Annotated in this window: 23 protein-coding genes; 17 read left to right on the top strand and 6 right to left on the bottom strand. The window is 37.2% G+C overall.

All coding sequences use genetic code 11. From position 1 onward, the window contains the following. The first annotated feature begins 127 nt into the window (after positions 1 to 127). Positions 128 to 469: a type II toxin-antitoxin system PemK/MazF family toxin gene (locus tag ACTQ46_RS03100; RefSeq protein ID WP_441747420.1), complete on the top strand. Its 342-nt coding sequence runs from the start codon at positions 128 to 130 to the stop codon at positions 467 to 469. A gap of 25 nt (positions 470 to 494) precedes the next feature. Here ACTQ46_RS03100 and ACTQ46_RS03105 read toward each other — a convergent pair whose 3' ends face one another. Continuing rightward, on the bottom strand, positions 495 to 1400 hold the full coding sequence (locus ACTQ46_RS03105) for a patatin-like phospholipase family protein (protein WP_441747421.1): 906 nt from the start codon (positions 1398 to 1400) through the stop codon (positions 495 to 497). 109 nt (positions 1401 to 1509) lie between these two features. Between ACTQ46_RS03105 and alr the strand changes: the two genes are divergently transcribed. The 4 genes from alr to ACTQ46_RS03125 all read left to right on the top strand — a co-directional run bounded on the left by alr (position 1510) and on the right by ACTQ46_RS03125 (position 4358). Then, positions 1510 to 2679 (top strand): alanine racemase, encoded by a 1170-nt coding sequence (gene alr, locus ACTQ46_RS03110; protein WP_441747422.1) that lies wholly within the window; start codon positions 1510 to 1512, stop codon positions 2677 to 2679. An 86-nt stretch (positions 2680 to 2765) separates the two neighbouring features. Continuing rightward, positions 2766 to 3200, top strand: a complete 435-nt coding sequence (locus tag ACTQ46_RS03115) for a VOC family protein (protein ID WP_441747423.1) — start codon at positions 2766 to 2768, stop codon at positions 3198 to 3200. Beyond that, positions 3187 to 3732: an IS1096 element passenger TnpR family protein gene (locus ACTQ46_RS03120; protein ID WP_441747424.1), complete on the top strand. Its 546-nt coding sequence runs from the start codon at positions 3187 to 3189 to the stop codon at positions 3730 to 3732. Before ACTQ46_RS03115 ends, ACTQ46_RS03120 begins: the two co-directional genes overlap by 14 nt. Positions 3733 to 3878: 146 nt before the next feature. Beyond that, complete coding sequence (locus tag ACTQ46_RS03125; RefSeq protein WP_441747425.1) at positions 3879 to 4358, top strand: plasmid pRiA4b ORF-3 family protein; 480 nt, start codon at positions 3879 to 3881, stop codon at positions 4356 to 4358. A 40-nt stretch (positions 4359 to 4398) separates the two neighbouring features. Here ACTQ46_RS03125 and ACTQ46_RS03130 read toward each other — a convergent pair whose 3' ends face one another. Together ACTQ46_RS03130 and ACTQ46_RS03135 are read right to left on the bottom strand one after the other, a co-directional pair. Next, positions 4399 to 5586 (bottom strand): coenzyme F420-0:L-glutamate ligase, encoded by a 1188-nt coding sequence (locus tag ACTQ46_RS03130; RefSeq protein ID WP_441747426.1) that lies wholly within the window; start codon positions 5584 to 5586, stop codon positions 4399 to 4401. Positions 5587 to 5631: 45 nt separating this feature from the next. After that, a complete protein-coding gene (locus ACTQ46_RS03135; protein ID WP_441747427.1) occupies positions 5632 to 6198 on the bottom strand; it encodes a 5-formyltetrahydrofolate cyclo-ligase in 567 nt (188 codons plus the stop codon). Positions 6199 to 6326: 128 nt separating this feature from the next. Here ACTQ46_RS03135 and ftsE point away from each other — a divergent pair, with 128 nt between their 5' ends. Genes ftsE through yihA form a run of 5 tightly spaced genes read left to right on the top strand, consistent with a single transcriptional unit; the run spans position 6327 to position 11112 of the window. After that, positions 6327 to 7001 (top strand): cell division ATP-binding protein FtsE, encoded by a 675-nt coding sequence (ftsE, locus tag ACTQ46_RS03140; RefSeq protein ID WP_441747428.1) that lies wholly within the window; start codon positions 6327 to 6329, stop codon positions 6999 to 7001. Next, the gene (ftsX, locus tag ACTQ46_RS03145; protein WP_441747429.1) at positions 7001 to 7897 is read left to right on the top strand and encodes a permease-like cell division protein FtsX; all 897 of its coding nucleotides are present in this window, start codon (positions 7001 to 7003) and stop codon (positions 7895 to 7897) included. The genes ftsE and ftsX overlap by 1 nt, the downstream gene beginning before the upstream one ends. Before the next feature lie 11 nt (positions 7898 to 7908). After that, positions 7909 to 9219, top strand: a complete 1311-nt coding sequence (locus ACTQ46_RS03150) for a murein hydrolase activator EnvC family protein (RefSeq protein WP_441747430.1) — start codon at positions 7909 to 7911, stop codon at positions 9217 to 9219. A gap of 47 nt (positions 9220 to 9266) precedes the next feature. After that, positions 9267 to 10487, top strand: coding sequence for a S41 family peptidase (locus ACTQ46_RS03155; RefSeq protein ID WP_441747431.1), 1221 nt, complete (start codon positions 9267 to 9269; stop codon positions 10485 to 10487). Positions 10488 to 10497: 10 nt separating this feature from the next. Further along, complete coding sequence (gene yihA / locus ACTQ46_RS03160; protein WP_441747432.1) at positions 10498 to 11112, top strand: ribosome biogenesis GTP-binding protein YihA/YsxC; 615 nt, start codon at positions 10498 to 10500, stop codon at positions 11110 to 11112. A 26-nt stretch (positions 11113 to 11138) separates the two neighbouring features. Here the strand turns inward: yihA and rd are convergent, their stop codons facing one another. Further along, the gene (gene rd / locus ACTQ46_RS03165; protein ID WP_441747433.1) at positions 11139 to 11303 is read right to left on the bottom strand and encodes a rubredoxin; all 165 of its coding nucleotides are present in this window, start codon (positions 11301 to 11303) and stop codon (positions 11139 to 11141) included. Between the two features lie 176 nt (positions 11304 to 11479). Here rd and ACTQ46_RS03170 point away from each other — a divergent pair, with 176 nt between their 5' ends. From ACTQ46_RS03170 to ACTQ46_RS03180, 3 genes are all read left to right on the top strand, one after another. Further along, complete coding sequence (locus tag ACTQ46_RS03170) at positions 11480 to 11866, top strand: ATP-binding protein (protein WP_441747434.1); 387 nt, start codon at positions 11480 to 11482, stop codon at positions 11864 to 11866. A 163-nt stretch (positions 11867 to 12029) separates the two neighbouring features. After that, positions 12030 to 13859: a translational GTPase TypA gene (typA, locus tag ACTQ46_RS03175; RefSeq protein ID WP_441747435.1), complete on the top strand. Its 1830-nt coding sequence runs from the start codon at positions 12030 to 12032 to the stop codon at positions 13857 to 13859. Positions 13860 to 14025: 166 nt separating this feature from the next. Then, positions 14026 to 14352 (top strand): YerC/YecD family TrpR-related protein, encoded by a 327-nt coding sequence (locus tag ACTQ46_RS03180; protein ID WP_441747436.1) that lies wholly within the window; start codon positions 14026 to 14028, stop codon positions 14350 to 14352. Positions 14353 to 14655: 303 nt separating this feature from the next. Here ACTQ46_RS03180 and ACTQ46_RS03185 read toward each other — a convergent pair whose 3' ends face one another. Next, the gene (locus ACTQ46_RS03185) at positions 14656 to 15093 is read right to left on the bottom strand and encodes a hypothetical protein (RefSeq protein ID WP_441747437.1); all 438 of its coding nucleotides are present in this window, start codon (positions 15091 to 15093) and stop codon (positions 14656 to 14658) included. A gap of 10 nt (positions 15094 to 15103) precedes the next feature. Then, positions 15104 to 16396, bottom strand: a complete 1293-nt coding sequence (locus ACTQ46_RS03190) for a phenylacetate--CoA ligase family protein (RefSeq protein WP_441747438.1) — start codon at positions 16394 to 16396, stop codon at positions 15104 to 15106. Between the two features lie 110 nt (positions 16397 to 16506). On the opposite strand from ACTQ46_RS03190, the gene ACTQ46_RS03195 reads away from it, so the two are divergent. Genes ACTQ46_RS03195 through ACTQ46_RS03210 form a run of 4 tightly spaced genes read left to right on the top strand, consistent with a single transcriptional unit; the run spans position 16507 to position 20399 of the window. Continuing rightward, the gene (locus ACTQ46_RS03195; RefSeq protein WP_441747439.1) at positions 16507 to 16962 is read left to right on the top strand and encodes a ribonuclease domain-containing protein; all 456 of its coding nucleotides are present in this window, start codon (positions 16507 to 16509) and stop codon (positions 16960 to 16962) included. Next, positions 16959 to 17246 (top strand): barstar family protein, encoded by a 288-nt coding sequence (locus ACTQ46_RS03200; protein ID WP_441747440.1) that lies wholly within the window; start codon positions 16959 to 16961, stop codon positions 17244 to 17246. Before ACTQ46_RS03195 ends, ACTQ46_RS03200 begins: the two co-directional genes overlap by 4 nt. Continuing rightward, positions 17246 to 18760, top strand: a complete 1515-nt coding sequence (gene malQ, locus ACTQ46_RS03205; RefSeq protein ID WP_441747441.1) for a 4-alpha-glucanotransferase — start codon at positions 17246 to 17248, stop codon at positions 18758 to 18760. The genes ACTQ46_RS03200 and malQ overlap by 1 nt, the downstream gene beginning before the upstream one ends. Positions 18761 to 18776: 16 nt before the next feature. Next, a complete protein-coding gene (locus ACTQ46_RS03210; RefSeq protein WP_441747442.1) occupies positions 18777 to 20399 on the top strand; it encodes an MBL fold metallo-hydrolase RNA specificity domain-containing protein in 1623 nt (540 codons plus the stop codon). The last annotated feature ends 78 nt before the right edge of the window (positions 20400 to 20477 follow it).

Consider the following 20477-nt stretch of genomic DNA (forward strand, 5'->3'; position numbering starts at 1 on the left):
CTCAATAGAAGCTATGAAAGTAATAATATTTGACGTAAACGGCTCTTAAGATTTATAATATAAATGTCGGAATTATATAATGGAATGAATGCACAATTTAACATGACTTTCGAATAGGGTGCGTGGTATGAAGATAAAAAGAGGAGATTTGTTTTATGCCGACTTAAGCCCTGTAGTTGGATCGGAGCAGGGTGGCGTTAGACCTGTGGTTATTATCCAGAATGATATTGGAAACAAATACAGTCCTACTGTGATCATAGCGGCCATCACATCTCAGGTTAATAAAGCTAAATTGCCAACCCATGTTAACATAGAAGCATCCATATTCGGACTGCCTAAAAATTCAGTTGTATTGTTGGAGCAGATCCGTACCATTGATAAAAAACGACTAAGAGACAAAATTGGCCAATTTGACAATACTATATTGTTGGAGATTGATCGAGCGCTAAAAGTTTCAGTTGGAGTGTAAGTACATATCAAAAGAAGAGGAGTTTTTACTCCTCTTCTTTATTTGTTTTATTATTTATTTCCAGAAATTTTTTTAAATCTTTTATTTCCCTTTTTCCTTGTATTCTGCCGAAATAATAATTTTTTTCCAATAATTCAAAATCTCTGCAGTTGTTTTCGACGATCATCTTTTTAGGATAGATTATAAAGGCGTCTCCTTGGTCTTCTAGTTTTTCTATAAGATCAATACTTTTATTATAGTTTAAATATCTTTTTTCCATAGCTTGAACAAGATGAGGATATTTGCGGAAAGCTCTTCGGATTAGAGGAATATGTTTTGGAGGATCTTTTCGATAAGATTTGGGTCTGCTTTTAATAATGACAAATTTCTTATACCCTTCTTTTATAGGAAGGTCGATGGGGATTCCTCCGTTTGGTCCTAGACCTCCATCTACATAATACTCGCCTCGAAAAAAGGTGGGCGGCATAATGACAGGAAGACTAGAAGAGGCTCTTACCATTGTAATCAAGTCGCTGGTATCGTGAACTGCTTTTTTTGTCCAGTAAATCATTTTTCCTGTATCTCTTTGGAAAGCTCCGATACGAAGCTTTGCATTGTTTTTTTCGAAGGTTTTATAATCATAGGGAAGAAGTGTTTTCTCCAAGGACATATAATTATAGATATAGTCAGAATGGAAATAGCCTTTTCCCTGGATGAAGGTTCCCATTCCTCCAAACTTCGGATCTTTTACAATTTCTACGAAGGATCGCTTCACACGTCTTTGATCTCGCGATAGATAATTGACCGCATTGCTGGCACCGGCAGAAACTCCGATGACGTAGTCGAAATAGATTTTTTCTTCCAAAAGTGTATTTACAATCCCGGCAGTAAAAGATCCCCGCATTCCTCCGCCTTCTATAACCAAAGCAATATCTTTTATATTATTTTCCATTCCGTCCTCCGTTTCCTTTCATGCTATTTAAATTTCGAATATATTTTATTTATATCTTTCCGTATATATTGTACAATAAAGGAAGAATCAAAAAAAGAGGGATGAGATTATGGAAACTAAAATTACACGTCCGGCATGGATGGAAGTGCATTTAGACCGGCTAGAAAATAATATCAAAGAAATAAAACGGCTTGTAGGAAGCAAAGAGATTTTAGGTGTCGTAAAAGCAGACGCTTATGGACATGGTGTAGAAGAAGTGACAAAAACATTATACAGCTGCGGGGTGCGGAAATTTGCTGTAGCTACCGTGTCGGAAGCAAGACAGCTTCGCCGCCGTTTTACAAACATCGATATTTTGATTTTTGGAGCAATTCAAAAGGAGCTGGCGGAAGAAATTATTTATGGAGATTTTGTTGCTACAGTTTCAAGAGTAGAGGAAATGAAGTTTTTAGAAGAAAAGGCAGCAGAACTTGAAAAAGTTGCCCGTGTAAATCTTAAAGTAGATACAGGAATGCACCGCTTAGGCTTTAACCCGAATGAAAAGGAAGCAAAAGCAATTGCGGAAGCCTGCAAGGGAGAAAATCTTCGAATAGAAGGCGCCTATACTCATTTTGCGATCTCTTACGAGGATGATGCTTTTACAAAGGCGCAAAATGAAAAATACGATTCTTTTATCGAACTATTGCATAAAGAAGGTGTTGAAATTCCTATTCAGCATGTTTGTAATTCTGCAGCGATTATAAAAGATCCTCTTATGCATCATGATCTCGTTCGAGCGGGAATTATTTTATACGGCGTGTACCCCTTTTCCGGCTCTGAGTATCAGCTTTTAAATCTAATGCATCCTATGGAAATAAAAGCAGAGATTGTGTATATAAGAGAAATCGGTCCGGGAGAAACAGTAGGATACGGAAGAACATTCACAGCGAAGAGTATAAGAAAGATTGCAACACTTCCCATAGGCTATGCCGACGGATATCCTAGAAGACTTTCAAATCGGTTTTCTGTGATTGTAAAAGGGAAGAAGGCACCGATCGCAGGGTTTGTATGCATGGATCAAATGATGATTGATGTAACAGGGATCGACTGCGAGGTAGGCGACAAGGTTACGTTAATGGGGAGAGATAAAGGTGAAGAAATTTCTGCGGAAGAATTTGCCTTGGCCTATGAAACGTCGCCCTATGAAATTTTATGCCTTTGGTCAAAGCGTCTGCCAAAATTGTATTACTACAAAGGAAAACAAACACGAGTAGTCGATGAACTTTTAGATTGCCAATAAGGCAGAAGGATAAATTGAATTGTTATATTGGTTATTATGAAAGAGTTCGGGTATAAATGACAAAATAGATAACAAAGGAGAGTATTATGAAATTTGGAACTTACCTTTATTTTAACGGGGATTGCAGAGAGGCAATAGAATATTACTGCACACTATTCAAACAACCTATGCCGAAAATCCAAACATACGGAGAGATTCCCCCTACGGATGAGCATCAGCTGCCGGAGGATGCGAAAAACCTTGTTTTGTATTCTGAACTGGAGGTGGAAGGCTATACATTTTATATGTCGGATAATCTTCCGGGATATGAGGCTGAAGCCGGAGAAAACATTTCGGTGGTGATTGATGCTACTCATGAAGAAGAGATGAGAGAAATGTATCATTATCTTAGAAAAGAGGGCGAAGTGCTGATGGATATGAGAGAGACCTTTTTCAGCGAACTGTATGCCAGAGTGAGAGACCGATTTGGAATTCAGTGGGAATTAAACTATACAGGAATTATAAAAGATGTATCAATTTAAGATTCAATTGCTGCAAGGAAACAATAGTGTTTGGAGGCGGATTCTAGTATCAGAAGATACTAGTTTTCGCGAACTTCATGAAATCATTTCTATTGTGATGGATTGGGATGTGTTTCAGTCTTTTGACTTTTTCTTTCAGGATATTTATTATTATATAGAAGGAAAAAATCTGGACTTTAATCCGAATTTCGGCTTATTTTCTGACGATGAAGAATTATTCAGAGTATTAGAACCGATTTCGTTATATGAGGATCATTTGTCTTCTTGTATCTATACTCATAAATCGAAAGAGCTGTGGAAGATGGAATTAAGCCTTGAAGCGAAAACGGCAGAAAAAACGAATGTACAAGTTACGGAGTTTTATGGCGAGAATATTCCCTCTTCTATGGATGTAGAAGAATATATGGAAATGTCGGAAGCTCTTCAGGACCCATTTTGCTCAGAAGCTGCGTCAATTCGGAAATACCTTGCAGATAGAGGTGTGCAGTTTTTTGATATTGAGAATTGCAATAAAAAGTTAAACAGCAGATAAGATTAATCAGTTTGATTATCAGACTTGCTCTTTTCCAGAAATTTACCCTTAATTTATACGTTGAATGTAGTAGTAAAAGATTGCGATATCTATGTTCTGGATTTGAGCGAGTTTGATTTTCAATATATATACATAGGAGGGATTCTGTGGATGGTACAAAACTAAAGGTTCAATTGATAGAAGTTGATGAAACGGTCGAAAGAATCCTGGAGATATCGAAAGAATATACATTTAAGCAGCTGCATAGAGCTCTTCAGACCGCCATGGGCTGGAAAGATCTAGAGGAATATTATTTTCTCACAAAGGAGTTCGTTTTATCTGAAGTCGATTACCGGATAGAAGGATACGAGTTTATGTTCTCAGACCAAGTAAAACTGGGGGAGCTGAAAGATAAGACGTTCCGATATTATTACAATGGAGATTTATGGAAACATACTATAGAGATACTGGAGGATACAATATTAGAAAATGATTATCCCCAAGTTCTAGAATATAAGGGGAGATGTCCCATGGAAGAGTATGGAGGTCCTGCTGTCTACAATGAAATGGTGAGAGAAAATATTTCCCTTCTTCCGGTTTATGATAGGGATGAAGTCAATCATATTTTAGAAATCAGCTTAAAATAAAAAAAATCTAAAACTCATTGAGTTTTAGATTTTTTTTATTTTATTCATCAGCATAATTGTCGAAATATCCTTGGATTAAAACGATAGGTGTTCCTTTATCCCCGGAACCGCTGACTAAATCGGATAAAGATCCCAATAGATCTGTGATTCGTCTTGGAGTCGTACCAAGAGAAGCATTATTTCCCACAAGATTGGATTCTTTTTGGCTGATTTCTTCTCGGATCGCTTTGACTGCATCTTCACCTTTTAATGCATCAAATTTTGTATCTGCTATATATTTAATTTTGATTTCGTTCGGTGTTCCTTCTAGTCCTTTTGTAAAACCTGGGGAAACAACTGGATCTGCGAGTTCCCAAATTTTTCCTACTGGATCCTTAAAGGCTCCGTCACCGTAAACCATTACTTCGATATCTTTAGAATAGCTTTCTTTTAATGTTTTTTGAACCTTTTCCACAAAATCTTGAGCATCCCTTGGAAATAACTTTATAGAATGGTCTGAGGCAAGATTTGAACCGTATAGACCATAATCCGGGTTATATCCGGATCCATCGATGGATTCTGTCATGATATGGGAAAGATTGTAAACAGTTTTTGCCCCTAGTTTTTTGAATAGGGAAGTTAAATAGTTTCTATCGTGAATATTTGCTACTAAAATTTCATCGCAAAGCTCAACAATATCCGATGGATTATTGGATAGATAAATCTTGATATTGTCATTTACAGCATAAGATTTATATAATTCTACATAATCAACACCAGTAAACGGGTGGACTGATTTGTCGCCGGCAATTTTTCGGTATTCTTCTTCTGTTAAGGTATCGCTGTAGATATTTACATCGGATCCATAAAGAATAGATTCGTCGAATAAGGCGTTGCCGACTTCATCTGACGGGTAATTTAGAAAGATATTGATTTCTTTTTCCGTATTGGCACAGGCTTTTAGTATCATTGAAAAACGGTTACGGCTTGTAATAGGATAAACAATGCCGATTTTTTTATCGAACTTATTGTTTAAATCCTTGGTGATGGCAGAAATATCAACATAATTTCCCTGAGATCGGGCTAATAAAGATTCTGTTACAGCAATAACATCTTTGTCCCGCAGTTTTATCTCATTTGATTCTACCGTATTCTTAACAACGTCACAGACGATTTCTGCTAGATCTTCTCCTTTTTTGACAATAGGTGCACGAAGACCCATAGCAGTTGTTCCTACATATCTTTGCATATACAATCCCCCTTCATTTTTTTACTTACAGATTTTATCACAGCTTTATCTTCTGGACAATCCTTTTTCAGTTAAAATTGCATCAATTTGCTGATCGAATTCTTCACGAGGCAGTTCCTCTACAACTTGAAAGCTGTAGGCCATGGCTATTTTAAAAGGTTCATAATTGATACCGGAAAAATATTTATCATAAAAACCTCCGCCATAACCGATTCTGTAATAATTTTCGTCAAATACAAGACCAGGCGTCAGTACGACGTCGATTTCTCCGTGATAAAGATTGAGAAATTCTTCTTTCATTTCTAGAATGCCATAGTATCCGGGTTGAAGTTCTTTTAGAGGGTCTCTCAGCTCCGTCAGCTCCATAATCTTTTTTTCTTGATTTATCCAAGGAATAAAGACTCCTTTTCCCTGTTGCAGCAGTTCTTTGATAATGGGCATTGTACTTATTTCGGATCCAAAATTTAAATAAGCGAAGACCGTCTCAGCTTTTTGGATTTCTGGAAGTGATAAAAGATCGTTTTTTAATTTTTCGTCATATTTCTCTTTTATACTTTTATCAAGCCTGTCTCTTTCTTCTTTTACCTTCTTGCGATAGGATTTTTTATCCATTTTCTACCTCCTTTACAGCTCTAATTTTATTATACATCATTCTGCAGGAAGTGCTCAATATTGCTCATGTTCTGAAAAAAATCCTCCAAATATGGTATACTTATTAAGTCATTCTTTGGGAGGTATAAATGATAGAATTTAAACATATTTCGAAACAATATAAAAATGATATTGTAGCAATTAATGATGTCAGCTTTAAAATAGAAAAAGGCGAGTTTGTATTTGTTATCGGCCCAAGCGGAGCGGGAAAATCTACAATAGCCAAACTATTGCTCAAAGAAGAGGAACCGAGCGCAGGGAGCTTATTTTTTAACGGGGAAGATATTACAACTATCCGAAGCCGCAGAATTCCCCTTGTACGCCAAAATATCGGGATGGTTTTTCAAGACTTCAGGTTGTTAGAAGACAAGACGGTTTATGACAATATAAATTATGTCATGCAGATCATGGGAGTTTCAAACAAATTAAAAAAGAGAACGATCGACAGAGTATTGGAAACTGTCAATCTTGAAGAAAAGAATAAATCCTATCCTAGAGAATTATCTGGAGGAGAACAGCAGAGGTTATCTATTGCAAGAGCGATGGTGACAAAACCGAGAGTTCTTTTAGCGGATGAGCCTACTGGCAATCTAGATCCGGAAACGTCATGGGAGATAGTTAGAGCTTTGCAGAAAATTAACGAAGCAGGAACGACAATTATTATGATTACACATGCAAAAGAGATAGTGGACACTTTAAAATACAGGGTGTTGGAATTTTCTAAAGGCAAACTGATTCGGGATGAAGAAGGTGGAACCTATTGATGAAAAGTATTAGAAGATTTTTTGCAGGAGTAAAGGAAGGTTTTACCGGCTTATGGCAGCATCGAAGTATGGGGTTTGCTTCTGTTTTATCGATGTTCTTAACGCTGGTAATACTGGCATTCGTATTAATTACTGTTTTGAATTTAAATCAAGCAGTTGTCGATGTGAAAGACAAAGTAAATGAAATAGAAATATTTGTGGAAGATTCGGTGGCAGGTCCTAAAATAGAAGAAATGAAAAATCTTTTAGAATCTCAAGCCGGAGTTTTATCGGTTACCTACAAATCAAAAGAAGAAGCTTTAGCGAATTTTCAAGAAACCTTAGGAGAAGACGGATATTTAGTCGAAGGAATGCAGGAGGCTCTTCCCCAGTCATTTGTTGTGGAAATGGGGGATATCGAACAAACAGATACCTTTGTCCGGAACATCCAGTCTTTGGAAGGAGTTTCAGAGATAAGATACTATCAAGACTTGGTAGACCGTATTGTTACTATTTCGACTTATGTGCAGTATGCAGGTGCCGCGGTCGTTATCTTATTGATTTTGATTTCGATTATCACGATATTTAATACGATTAAGCTTACAGTTTTTGCCAGATCTAAGGAAATTCAGATTAAAAAATATATCGGAGCATCCAATCCGATGATTACATCTCCTTTTATAATTGAAGGTATTGTTTTCGGGTTGATCGGTTCAGCATTGGCATTTGTAATTGTATACTTATTATATAATTATCTGTTCGAGAACTACAGCAGAGCTGTGTTTAATTTAATATCGAGCTATCTAATTGATCCGGCTATGATTATGACGAATATTTTGATAATATTAATTACATTAGGTGTAGGAATTGGAGCTTTAGGTTCTATATTTTCAGTTAGAAAACATTTAGAAGTTTAAAGGAGGAAAACTTGAATCAGACTTGGATGAAAAAAGGAATTTCTCTATTGCTAGTATCTGCGTTTGTACTATCTCCAGGTGTTTCATCAGCCAGCAGATTAGAGGAATTAAATAAAAAGAAAGAAGAGACGCAATCTCAGATTAAAGAAAAAAACACGACGATTGAAAGCATATCTTCGCAAAAAGATGAGCTATATTCTGAAATTGCAGTATTAGATATAGAAATAGAAAAAGTGGGCGGAGAAATCGAAGAATCTAGAAAAGAAATTGATTCATTAAAAATTTCTATTGAGAAAACGCAAAAGGAAATCGACGATTTAAAGTCCAGTATTTCACTAAGAGAAGAAGAGTTTAAGAAACGTCTGGAAACCATGTATATCAACAGCAAAACAGGATATGCGGAAGCGTTGCTGGGGACAGAAAACGTAGATGATCTTTTGTCGAAAGCGACTATGATGAGCTACATTTCCAATTACGACAAGGATATTTTAAATAGCTTGAAGCACGATAAGATTACGCTGGATGTTAAGGAATCAGAACTTCAAGGAGAGAAAACCGCAGCTGAAATCGCACAGCGGAACTTGGAAGAAAAAAGTCTTGAATTAGAAAATGCTGCAACGAAAAAACAAGACAAAATGGCTGCTTTAGAAGGATCCTTAATGGCTTCTCAAGAAGAAGTAGAGGCGCTTCAGGCCGAAGCTTCCAAGATCGACGGCGATATTGAAGCAGAGAAAAAAGCTATTGCCGAAGCAAAGGCAAGAGCTGCGAGAGAAGCTTTAGCAAGAGCTCAAGCAAAAGAGAAGGCGGAAAGAGAGGCCAGAGAAGCAAGAGCGGCAGAAAAAGCAAAAGAAGAAGCAAAAGAAAAGCCTGATAGGCAAGAAAAAAAAGAAGAGAAATCTTCTGTACAAAATGCCGAGCCGGTTTCTATGGGTTCCGGAGCATTAGGATGGCCTGTACCAAGCAGCCATAACTTAACCAGCTATTATGGGTTCCGGGTCTATCCATTCGGAGGCCATGACTTCCATATGGGAGTAGATATAGCAGCACCGAGCGGAGCGGCGATAGCAGCCTCTGCTGACGGAGTGATTACTTATGCAGCACCGATGGGTACTTATGGAAATTTAGTAAAATTACGCCACTTTGATGGAAAAGAAACATATTATGCTCATTGTTCTGGTTTTAATGTCTCTATAGGACAAAAAGTATCAAAAGGACAGACGATAGCTTATATCGGGTCTACAGGAAATTCAACAGGTCCTCATCTTCATTATGAAGTGAGAGTGGGAGGATCCCACACAAATCCGTTGAATTATATTAACTAGAAAATGCTTCCTCGTGGAAGCATTTTTTATTCAGATAGGAGGTTGCTGTGGATAAATTCAAAAAGATATGGATTGTTATATTATTGATTACAATTCCATTTATAGGGGGAATGATTGTCGGAGATCGAATGGACAGAGCAGTCAGCACAAATCTTCCGGCAAATCAGGAAAAAGAAAGTCAAAGAGAGCTGCCTCGAATGGATGAGTTAAATAAGCTTATTGAAGAAAACTATCTATTTGATGTGGATGAAAAAAAGGTAGAGGAATCCGTTTATAAAGGCTTATTCGAAGGACTCGGGGATCCATACTCTGTTTACCTCAATGAAGAGGAATACCAGAGCCTTATGGAATCTACCTCTGGCAAATATGCAGGGGTTGGAATAGTTGTATCTGTATCGGAAGATAATTTTATTACAGTTGTATCCCCGATAGAAGGAACTCCAGCGGCAGAGGCTGGTATAAGAACAGGGGATAAGATTGTACAAGTAGACGAAACATCATACACTGGAAAACAGATGGACGATGCTGTAGATAAAATGAGGGGAGAACCGAATACAGACGTAATTCTAACGATCAGCCGTCCGGTTAAAGACAAAGCAGATGAAGTGTTTGATGTGACTTTAACGAGAAGGATTATTCAGACTCATACTGTAAAAAGTCAGATTCTAAATGGAAATATCGGCTATATTACGATTAATCAATTTGACGAGAATACGTATAAAGAATTTTCTTCTGAATATGAGAAAGTGAAGTCGGAAGGAGCTACAGGGATTATATTGGATTTAAGAAATAATCCGGGAGGCGTTCTGCCGATTACGGTACAAATTGCGGATATGCTTCTGCCGGAAGGACCTATTGTAAAAACAGTAGACAAAAAAGGAAATGAGCAAATTGAAAGTTCTGAGGCATCGATGGAAGATCAGCCGATGACGGTATTAGTAAATCAAGGTTCCGCATCTGCATCTGAAATTTTGGCGGGAGCGTTAAAAGATTATGGACGAGCTGTGATCATAGGTGAAACAACTTTTGGAAAAGGAATTGTACAAAGAATCTTCCCTCTATCGGAAAATGTAGAAACGGGTCCAGGAGTGAAGCTTACAATATCTGAATACTATACGCCAAAAGGAACAAAGATCCATGGGGTCGGTGTTGAGCCGGATATTAAAATAGAATTAGATAAGGAAATTACAGAGCTGGGTCCAGATCATTTAGATCAAGACGAACAATTGCAAGAGGCAATTACAAATATTACGGAACGAATAAGATAATGGAGAGAATATGTTTAACGAAAGTAGATTAGAAAAAATAGCAGCACTGCCAGAACAATACCCTCCCTCAGATCATTGCGAGATCGCCTTTGCAGGAAGATCGAATGTAGGAAAATCTTCTTTGATCAATGGTTTAATTCAAAGAAAAAATTTAGCGAGGACAAGTTCAAAGCCCGGGAAAACCCGGACTGTAAATTTTTATAATGTGGATGAGGCTTTTCGATTAGTAGATCTGCCGGGATATGGTTATGCAAGCGTATCGAAATCCGAAAAAGAAAAGTGGGCAACAACGATAGAGACCTATCTTCACAACAGAGACAATCTTTGCGAAGTGATTCTTGTAGTCGATTCCCGCCATGAGCCTTCAGTCCAAGACAAACAAATGTATGAGTGGATACTGCATTTAGGTTTTACAGGATTTGTAGTGGCAACTAAAACCGATAAGCTTTCTAAGAATAAACTGAATAAAACACTTTCGGTCATTCGAAAATCTCTAAAAATAGCAGATCCGGATTTGCTATTTCCTATAAGCAGCGAAAAGAAAACAAATATGGAATATTTAAGAGAACAAATATTGGCTATTGTAGAATTTGGAGAGAACAACAAAAAAGAAGAAGAGGATTAATCCTCTTCTTCTTTTTTTGTTTGACTTTAGTCTTCTACTGGTACAAATTCATCTTTAGGTACTCCGCAAACTGGGCAAACCCAATCTTCTGGGATATCTTCAAATGCTGTTCCCGGCTCGATTCCGCCGTCTGGATCTCCTTGAGCTGGATCATAAATGTATCCACAAGCTTCGCATAAATATTTTTTCATGTTATAAACTCCTTTCATTTATTCTACGATCAATTTATACCCAATAAACTTTAAATATCACTATAAAACAGAAAAAAATTTATAAAAAAATATCGTGTTTATACTAAAATAGTTGCCTTTTTTTTGAAAAATGGATAAAATAAGTTTCTTAGGGTACATATATAATGGTGGTAAAGATGTATAAATTTAAAAGAATTGTTCCAAGCCGATTACAAACGGCAAATCAGAAAATCACAGAAATTTTGAAAATAATAGATCGGACGAATCTCAATCAGGATCTTTTCTACGATGTAAAACTCATACTCAATGAATTAGTGGTTAATGGGATAAAGCACGGCAATGAATTGGATAGCGATAAAAATGTCCACTTTGAGGTAAATATTACCGAGGATAAGATTACGATCAGTGTTATAGATGAGGGCAAAGGAATTATCCATAATTGTTCAGACTGTAATCCTGTCGATCTGATTACAAGCGGCAGAGGACTTTATATCGTAGATAAGCTTACAGAGGAGCTCATTATTAAACATAATAAAGTAGTAGCTGTAATCCCGAAGGGATAGATTGTCAAATTTATTGTTTTCAAAAGTCAGAAGAAAAATTGTTGTTAAAGAGGATCGAAAAAAACAGTTTCCAGTAAATTTACTGGAAACTGTTTTTTTAATGCTACTGTATATGATATAATACCTACGTTGCGTAATTGGATAAAGGAAAGAAGGATTATATATGAATAAACGAGAAGATGTAAGAAATGTTGCTATCATCGCCCATGTAGACCATGGAAAAACAACTTTAGTTGATGGTCTATTAAGAAGCGGAGGTATTTTTCACGAGAATCAAGAAGTCAGGGATCGTGTTATGGATAGCGACGATATAGAGAGAGAAAGAGGAATCACAATTCTTTCTAAAAACACTGCAGTAAATTATAACGGTGTAAAAATAAATATTATTGATACTCCTGGCCATGCAGATTTCGGCGGGGAAGTAGAGCGGGTATTAAAAATGGCAAACGGTGTTGTACTAGTTGTTGATGCCTTTGAAGGACCGATGCCTCAGACTAAATTTGTGCTAAAGAAGGCTTTTGAATTGAAACTGCCTGCTATTATCTGTATTAATAAAATAGACCGTGCGGAAGCACGCTGCAAAGAAGTAGAAGATGAAGTATTGGATTTATTTATTCAATTAGACGCAGGAGAAGAATATTTAGATTCTCCATTTATTTATGCTTCTGCAAGAAATGGATATGCGACAAAGGATTTAGGAATTGTTCCGGGGAATATGAATGCGTTATTGGATACGATAGTAGAGTATATTCCGGCACCGGAAGGCTCTTTTACAGATCCTTTTAAAATATTGATCTCAACGACTGACTACAGCGAATATGTGGGAAGGATTGGAATTGGGAAAATTGAAACAGGCGAGATTAAACTTCACGATGATGCGTATATTGTAAATTACAATCATCCTGAAACGAGTCAAAAAATTAAAATCAATCAAATTTACGAGTTCGATGGTTTACATCGTGTAGAAGTAGAATCTTCAAAAATGGGCTCCATTGTAGCGATTACAGGGGTAGAGGGTATAACCATTGGCGATACGATCACATCGCCGGAAGATTTAACTGCACTTCCATTTGTGAACATTTCAGAACCGACACTCTCTATGACCTTTTCTGTTAATGACAGCCCATTCGCAGGACGCGACGGAAAATTTGTTACAAGCCGCCAAGTTCGAAACCGTCTTTTCAAAGAGCTGGAAACAGATGTAAGTTTAAGAATAAAAGAAACATCTTCAACAGATTCATTTAAAGTAAGCGGAAGAGGGGAGCTCCATTTATCCGTTTTAATAGAAAATATGAGAAGAGAAGGTTACGAATTCCAAGTTTCAAAACCAGAAGTTCTTTTTAAAGAAGATGAAAACGGGAAAAAAATGGAACCAATGGAGATTGTTACTATTGATGTAGAGGATGCTTTCGTCGGGTCTGTTATTGAAAAATTGGGTCAAAGAAAAGGCGAGATCATAACAATGAATCCTTCTAAAGGCGGATATACGAGACTAGAATTCGAAATACCTGCCAGAGGACTTATCGGCTACCGTCAAGAATTTTTAACGGACACAAAAGGAAATGGAATTCTAAATACGGAATTTAAAGCTTATGAGCCTTATAAAGGCGATATTCCAGGAAGAAAACTAGGTTCTTTAATCAGTTTTGAATCGGGTACAGCTACAGCCTATGGTTTGAATGCTGCCCAAGAAAGAGGAACATTATTTATCGGAGCGGGTGTGGAAGTTTATGAAGGTATGGTTGTAGGTTCCAATGCGAAAGGGATGGATATAGAAGTTAATGTCTGCAAGAAAAAAGCTCAGACCAATATCCGTTCATCCTCATCTGACGATTCTTTAAGACTTTCTCCTCCTAAAAACTTGAGTTTGGAAGAGCTTATGGAGTTTGTCGAAGGAGATGAATTAATCGAAGTGACTCCTCATCATTTACGTCTTAGAAAGAAGATTCTAGATACAAATTCAAGATATAAAGCAAAAAAAAGAAATAAATAAATAAAGACAATCAAAAAACTCCCTTTTACAATAAAGGGGGTTTTTGATTGTAAAAACTCAATGTCGATTATTGCTTTAAGAGGTGAAAGTTGTTATTATATACTTAACAGAATTCTTTATATTAGAAGAAAACAAAATATAGATTACGTTATAAGGAGATATAATTATGGCAAACGATTCTAAGTATCAAAGCAAGCAGTTAGATGAGTTTTTCGAAGCAGTACTAATGTTGGAAAATAAAGATCAGTGTTATAAATTTTTCGAAGATGTATGTACTGTAAGAGAACTGAACTCTATTTCCCAAAGACTGGAAGTTGCAAAACTATTAAAGATCCGAAAAACCTATAATGAAATCGAAAGAGAAACCGGGGCTTCAACTGCTACTATCAGCAGAGTCAACCGTTCTCTTCATTATGGCGCAGACGGCTACGAGCTTGTTTTAGAAAAGCTTATTGCGATGAATATGGAAGAAAAGAAAAAAGGAAACGAGTAGGAGAAGATAGGCGGGAGATTGCTTCGCAACCCAGGCAGGATGCCTTCGGCACCTAGGCGCTAGGCGGCACACCTTTGGTGGCTAGGAAAAGAGAGGGAAAGATAGGGAGTAGGTAATAGGTAGTAGGGGTGGTAGAAAAGGCGTCATTAGACGCTCCTCTGCTTGTTGGATTAGGATGAAAGGTAGAGCTGATATAAAAGATTTAAACTCCTGCATCCATATCACTTTTTATAATTCAACAATTCCCTTATACAATAAATATTGGGCTTAAAAAAACAGGACATTTAGAAATGTCCTGTTTTTTTATAGAGAAAGCAGTTTTTTATGATCCAATAAGACTCCGACTTTTTTTTCTTTTAATATGTCTTTAGCCTGTTGATTGTCTTCTTCTTTTACTTTAAAGATGATGACAGCCTGTCCCTGCTTTTGTGTTAAAAACTGATAGGCATATTCGATATTGATTTTTTCTTCTCCTAAGGCATTTACAAATTCATACATCTGTCCTGGAGAGTCGCTGATTTCAATTGCCATCACTTTTGTTTCCGTAACCATAATATTATCTTTCTTTAAATTTGAAAGAGCTCGTTCTGTTTCGGATAATATGAGTCGCAGAATTCCGTAATCGTTCGTCTCGACAATGGTTAATGATCGGATGTCAAGCTGATGATCTTTAAAGACTTTTAAAATTTCGGATAATCTTCCTTCTTTGTTCTCGATAAAAATGGATAATTGTTTAATCATAGGTACTCCTTTAACGCAAGTCCAAAACTCTTTTGCTCTTCCCGCTGGTTCTTTCTAGGGAATGAGGTTCGACTAAGGTGATTTTGGCATGAATTCCGGTTACGGAATGGACAATGGTATCTGTTTTCTTTTCTATAATTTTCAAATCATCTAAATCGTCTATTTCTAGATGAGAATCTAATTCTACTTTGATTTCAATAGTATCTAAATTTCGAATCCGATCGACAATAATTTGATAATGGCAGGCGATTTCAGGAATCTGAAGAAGTGCCGACTCTATCTGAGACGGGAACACATTGACACCGCGGATAATAAGCATATCGTCGGTTCTTCCTTTTAATCGGTCGATTCTTTTATGTGTTCTACCGCAGGAACATCTTTCCGGTATAATTCTTGTAAGATCTCTAGTACGGTATCTTAAAAGGGGCATGCCCTCTTTTGTAAAGGTTGTGATAACAAGTTCGCCTTCTTCGCCTTCGGGAACCGGCATTAAAGTTTCCGGGTTTACGATTTCCACAATAAAGTGATCTTCCCAAATATGAAGACCCTCTTGGCATTCGCATTCGATGCCTACACCCGGGCCGTATATTTCAGACAAACCATAGATATCATAAGCTTTTATATGTAGTTTATTTTCGATTTCTTGGCGCATTTCATTTGTCCAAGGTTCTCCACCGAAAACGCCAATTTTTAAATTCAGGTCTTCCAAAGACAAATCTTCTCTAGATTGAATGGCATCTGCTAAATATAGAGCATAAGAAGGAGTACAAGTTAAAATAGAGGTCTGCAGATCCTTCATAAGCATAAGCTGTTTGTTCGTATTGCCGCCAGAAATAGGAATAACTGCAGTGCCAAGAGTTTCTGCACCGTTATGAATTCCCAATCCGCCTGTAAACAAGCCGTATCCGTAGGCGTTTTGAAGTACGTCTTCTGGAGAGCCCCCTGCACAGACTAAACTTCTGGCTGCCATAGATGCCCAGCTATCTATATCTTTTTGAGTGTAGCATACGACGGTAGGTTTTCCTGTAGTTCCTGAGGAAGCGTGAATGCGCACGATTTCCTCCATAGGTACAGCTAATAGATCGAAGGGGTAATTGTCTCGCAGATCTTGTTTTACGGTAAATGGAAATTTCTGAATATCCTCTAAACTATGTAAATCATCTGGTGTTATCTGATGTTCATCCATTTTCTTTCGATAAAAGGGTACGTTATCGTATATTCTTTGAATCATATTTTTTAGCTGATCATATTGATATTTTTTTGTTTCTTCAACAGATCGTGTTTCTATTTCTCTCTCGTACATCTAGAACCTCCTTAGATCTAATATCACGAACTATTACAATTATACTATATTTTCGAGCTAAAAAAAACTTTGCTTCATGATGGGTATTAATAAATAATAAGGAGGATTTTATGGGAAGAATATTAAAAACTGCAAAAATTGTTCTGGCAATACTGCTGCTCTTGATAACGGTATCCTGTTCCAGTACAGAATCGGCAATCATAGATAAGGCACCGGCAGAGGGTATTGTAGAAAATCAAAGCTATTACGATTTGGAAGATGTGGTTCTTTATCTAAAAACTTATGGAGAACTTCCTCCAAATTATCTGACAAAAAAAGAAGCGAGAGATAGAGGTTGGGACAGCGATGAAGGGAATCTATGGGCAGTTTCCGAGGGAGCGGTTATAGGCGGAGATGTTTTCGGCAATCGGGAAGGTATTCTGCAGGAGAAAGAGGGACGAGTCTATTACGAGGCAGATGTGAACTATAATGGCGGCTATCGAGGCGCTGAAAGAATCGTTTATTCAAATGACGGGCTGGTTTTTTATACAAAAGATCATTATGAATCTTTTCAGGAGGTAGAATGAGTTTGAAATGTATTGTAGATGGTAAAAGAATTAGAAATAAAAGAGCTCTTCACTTGCTATTAAAAAAGGATCTGAAACTTTCCGATTATTACGGGAATAATCTGGATGCTTTGTGGGACGAAATTTCTTCTTCCATTCGCGAAAGAGAAATCATTGTTAAAAATCAAGAGGATTTAATTGAAAACTTGGGAGAGTATGGGAAAAGATTTATGACAGTTCTTTATGATCTAGACAAATCTATTTCGAATTTCGTTTTTATAATAGAGAAAGGACGGGGATTTTAATGGAGCATATCAATAAATTTGATAAATATAATTACAAAGAGTTGAACGAAAACAGGGGTAGCGGAATTCTCATTCATATAAGCAGTCTACCAGGCAAATACGGAATCGGGACCTTTGGGGAAGAGGCTTATGATTTTGTAGATTTTTTAAAACTGGCGAAACAAAAATATTGGCAGGTGCTTCCATTAGGGCCTACAGGATATGGCGACAGCCCCTATCAATCCTATTCCTCTTATGCAGGCAATCCTTATTTTATCGACCTGGAGGCTTTAGAAAAAGACGGATTGATAGAAGGCGATTATAGACGTTTTGATTATGGAAATCCAGATTCTGTAGATTATGAAAGGATGTCTACTATAAAAAACCAGCAGCTTAGAGAAGCGTTTAAAAGAAGCCGTTCGAGAGATCTGCTTGGATATACAAGTTTTTTTGAGAATGCAAAAAGCTGGCTGGAAGATTATGCTTTGTATATGGCGATTAAAAATAAAAAGAACGGCCTGCCCTGGTACGAATGGGAAGAAGGTATCAAAAACAGAGAACAGGAAGCATTAGAGGAACTTAGAGGAGAGCTGAAAGAAGAAATAGAATTTCATTATTTTATTCAGTATTTATTTTTCACCCAATATAAAAAGTTGAAAAAATATGCAAATCAAAACGGTATTGAAATCATAGGGGATCTGCCGATTTATGTTGCCCACGACAGCTGCGATACTTGGAAAGACACAGAAATATTTCAACTGGACGAATCTTTAGATTTAAAATATCAGGGAGGATGTCCTCCGGACAGTTTTTCTGAAGAAGGGCAGACATGGGGAAATCCTGTATATAATTGGGATGTTTTAAAAGAGCAGGATTATAAATGGTGGATGGTACGGTTAAAAGCAGCTTTCCTTTTGTTTGATGTATTGCGGTTAGATCATTTCCGCGGCTTTGAGTCCTATTGGAGGATTCCGGCGGGAGAAGATTCTGCAGTAAACGGCGAGTGGGTAAAAGGACCGGGAGATGATTTTTTTAAAAAGGTAAAGGAAGTTTTTCCCGATAGCAAAATCATTGCAGAAGACCTGGGATACATGACAAAAGAAGTTGCAGACATGAGAAAGAAATCTGGATATCCGGGGATGAAAGTTCTTCAGTTTGCTTTTGATGTATCGGAAGAATCCGAGTATCTGCCTCATAATGTGGAAAGAAACTGGGTTATGTATACAGGAACCCATGATAACGATACCCTAGGCGGATGGATACTCAACGCCGATGCAGAAGAACTGAACTTTGCGAAAAATTATTTAAAGCTTACACAAGAAGAAGGTGAAGTATGGGGGATGATCCGGGGTGTCTGGAGCAGCGTTGCAGACACTGCAATCGCGCAGATGCAGGATTTTCTCGAACTGGACTCTAGTGCGCGGATGAATGTTCCTGGAACAATTCACCACTGGAGATGGAAAATGAGAGAGGAGCAGCTGACGAAAGAACTGGCTTCTCGAATAGGAAACCTTACGAAATTATACAGCCGATAAGCTTTAGGAGGAAAAAATGAAAATTGAATTTTTAGGAGCAGCAAAAGTTGTTACAGGTTCAAACTATCTTATTACTACAGATAAATGGAAATTTCTAATCGACTGCGGTCTTTTTCAAGGGGGAAAAGAAGAAGAGGCGATGAACGAGCTTGCTTTTAAGTATGACCCCGGAGAAATCGACTTTATGTTTTTAACCCACGCTCATATCGATCATAGCGGTCGTATTCCTTATCTTGTGAAAAAAGGTTATCGCAGCGAAATATATGCGACGGAAGCTACTGTTGATTTGTGTGAGATTATGCTGTTGGATTCTGCAAATATTCAAGAATCGGATGCTGAATGGGAAAACAAAAGAAGAATTCGATCAGGAAAAGCGCCGATTGAGCCGTTATATACCATGGAAGATGCGCAGCGTAGCTTGTCCTATTTTAGACCGTGCCATTATGAAGAGATCATTAAAGTCAACGACGAAATATCCTTTCGATTTACTGATGCTGGGCATATTTTAGGATCTTCCATTTTAGAACTTTGGATTGTAGAGAATAATGAAACAGTAAAGGTAGTATTTAGCGGTGATTTAGGAATGCCGAATAAACCTCTTTTAAAAGATCCGGCTTTTATAAAGAGCGCAGACTATCTTATTATGGAATCTACCTATGGCAACTCTGTTCATGACGACTATGCAAAAAGCATGGATGAATTAACACAGATAATCGACCGCGTATCGGAAAGAGGAGGAACGGTAATGATTCCTTCCTTCGCAGTAGGAAGAACCCAAGAATTGATCTATCAGCTCAACAACTATTACAGCAAAGATACTATTCATGAACATCAAAGGATTCCAATTTATATAGACAGTCCAATGGCTATTCGAGCTACAAAAGCTTTTATGGATAATGCCTATTATTTTGATGATGAAACAAAAGAAATTATTCGAAGCGGAGATAATATCTTTGAGTTTCCAAATCTCCATTACGTTAATTCTGTAGAAGAATCGAAGGCTCTGCATCGTGTCAATTATCCTCGTGTGATCATTTCTTCGTCAGGTATGGCTAATGCTGGAAGAATCCGCCATCATCTAAAACACGGTTTATGGGATGAACGAAATGCCGTGGTCTTTATCGGTTATCAAGCGATTGGAACATTAGGGAGAATATTATTGGACGGTGCGGAGAAAGTAAAACTCTTAGGGGAAGAGATTGCTGTCAAAGCAGAAATCTTCGACTTGGTAGGTTTTTCAGCTCATGCCGATGAGCCGATGCTTTTGGATTGGCTAAATCATTTTGAGAAGAAACCTGTAAAGATCTTTCTTACCCACGGCGAAGAAGATGAGAGTGTCCCTTTAGCAAAAACTATAAAAGAAATGTTTCATATTGATACCATTGTCCCTTCTTTAAATGACGAGTACTCTCTAAATACTACAGGCAGAGATCTAGAAGAAAAGATTTCAAAGGAAGATATGGAAAAAACACTGTATGAAGATTTTAGATTAATCCAAGACAATATGCAGAACTTATCGAATCGAAAAGAGCTTTTTGATACGGGAAAAATGAAGGCCGAGGAATACAGTGAAATAAAAAGAACTTTGAATGATTTAAAACTTCAGCTGATGAGTTTAAATATGAAAACAGGTAAATAATATGTAATATTTCAGTAAAGATTAGAAAGTCTTCTTTGGAAGACTTCTTTTTTGTTCTAAATAATTATATAATAGTGA

This window comes from Gallicola sp. Sow4_E12, assembly GCF_052116305.1.
Taxonomy (GTDB): domain Bacteria; phylum Bacillota; class Clostridia; order Tissierellales; family Peptoniphilaceae; genus JBQKLI01.

What these genes read in the sequence shown, in the direction of transcription:
- ACTQ46_RS03195 (WP_441747439.1), top strand. Translation starts at nt 16,507, where the DNA reads ATGGGAAGAATATTAAAAACTGCAAAAATTGTTCTGGCAATACTGCTG.
- ACTQ46_RS03170 (WP_441747434.1), top strand. Translation starts at nt 11,480, where the DNA reads ATGTATAAATTTAAAAGAATTGTTCCAAGCCGATTACAAACGGCAAAT.
- ACTQ46_RS03100 (WP_441747420.1), top strand. Translation starts at nt 128, where the DNA reads ATGAAGATAAAAAGAGGAGATTTGTTTTATGCCGACTTAAGCCCTGTA.
- ACTQ46_RS03130 (WP_441747426.1), bottom strand. Translation starts at nt 5,586, where the DNA reads ATGCAAAGATATGTAGGAACAACTGCTATGGGTCTTCGTGCACCTATT.
- ftsE (WP_441747428.1), top strand. Translation starts at nt 6,327, where the DNA reads ATGATAGAATTTAAACATATTTCGAAACAATATAAAAATGATATTGTA.
- ftsX (WP_441747429.1), top strand. Translation starts at nt 7,001, where the DNA reads ATGAAAAGTATTAGAAGATTTTTTGCAGGAGTAAAGGAAGGTTTTACC.
- rd (WP_441747433.1), bottom strand. Translation starts at nt 11,303, where the DNA reads ATGAAAAAATATTTATGCGAAGCTTGTGGATACATTTATGATCCAGCT.
- typA (WP_441747435.1), top strand. Translation starts at nt 12,030, where the DNA reads ATGAATAAACGAGAAGATGTAAGAAATGTTGCTATCATCGCCCATGTA.
- malQ (WP_441747441.1), top strand. Translation starts at nt 17,246, where the DNA reads ATGGAGCATATCAATAAATTTGATAAATATAATTACAAAGAGTTGAAC.
- ACTQ46_RS03105 (WP_441747421.1), bottom strand. Translation starts at nt 1,400, where the DNA reads ATGGAAAATAATATAAAAGATATTGCTTTGGTTATAGAAGGCGGAGGA.
- ACTQ46_RS03180 (WP_441747436.1), top strand. Translation starts at nt 14,026, where the DNA reads ATGGCAAACGATTCTAAGTATCAAAGCAAGCAGTTAGATGAGTTTTTC.
- yihA (WP_441747432.1), top strand. Translation starts at nt 10,498, where the DNA reads ATGTTTAACGAAAGTAGATTAGAAAAAATAGCAGCACTGCCAGAACAA.
- ACTQ46_RS03185 (WP_441747437.1), bottom strand. Translation starts at nt 15,093, where the DNA reads ATGATTAAACAATTATCCATTTTTATCGAGAACAAAGAAGGAAGATTA.
- alr (WP_441747422.1), top strand. Translation starts at nt 1,510, where the DNA reads ATGGAAACTAAAATTACACGTCCGGCATGGATGGAAGTGCATTTAGAC.
- ACTQ46_RS03135 (WP_441747427.1), bottom strand. Translation starts at nt 6,198, where the DNA reads ATGGATAAAAAATCCTATCGCAAGAAGGTAAAAGAAGAAAGAGACAGG.
- ACTQ46_RS03120 (WP_441747424.1), top strand. Translation starts at nt 3,187, where the DNA reads ATGTATCAATTTAAGATTCAATTGCTGCAAGGAAACAATAGTGTTTGG.
- ACTQ46_RS03200 (WP_441747440.1), top strand. Translation starts at nt 16,959, where the DNA reads ATGAGTTTGAAATGTATTGTAGATGGTAAAAGAATTAGAAATAAAAGA.
- ACTQ46_RS03115 (WP_441747423.1), top strand. Translation starts at nt 2,766, where the DNA reads ATGAAATTTGGAACTTACCTTTATTTTAACGGGGATTGCAGAGAGGCA.
- ACTQ46_RS03190 (WP_441747438.1), bottom strand. Translation starts at nt 16,396, where the DNA reads ATGTACGAGAGAGAAATAGAAACACGATCTGTTGAAGAAACAAAAAAA.
- ACTQ46_RS03210 (WP_441747442.1), top strand. Translation starts at nt 18,777, where the DNA reads ATGAAAATTGAATTTTTAGGAGCAGCAAAAGTTGTTACAGGTTCAAAC.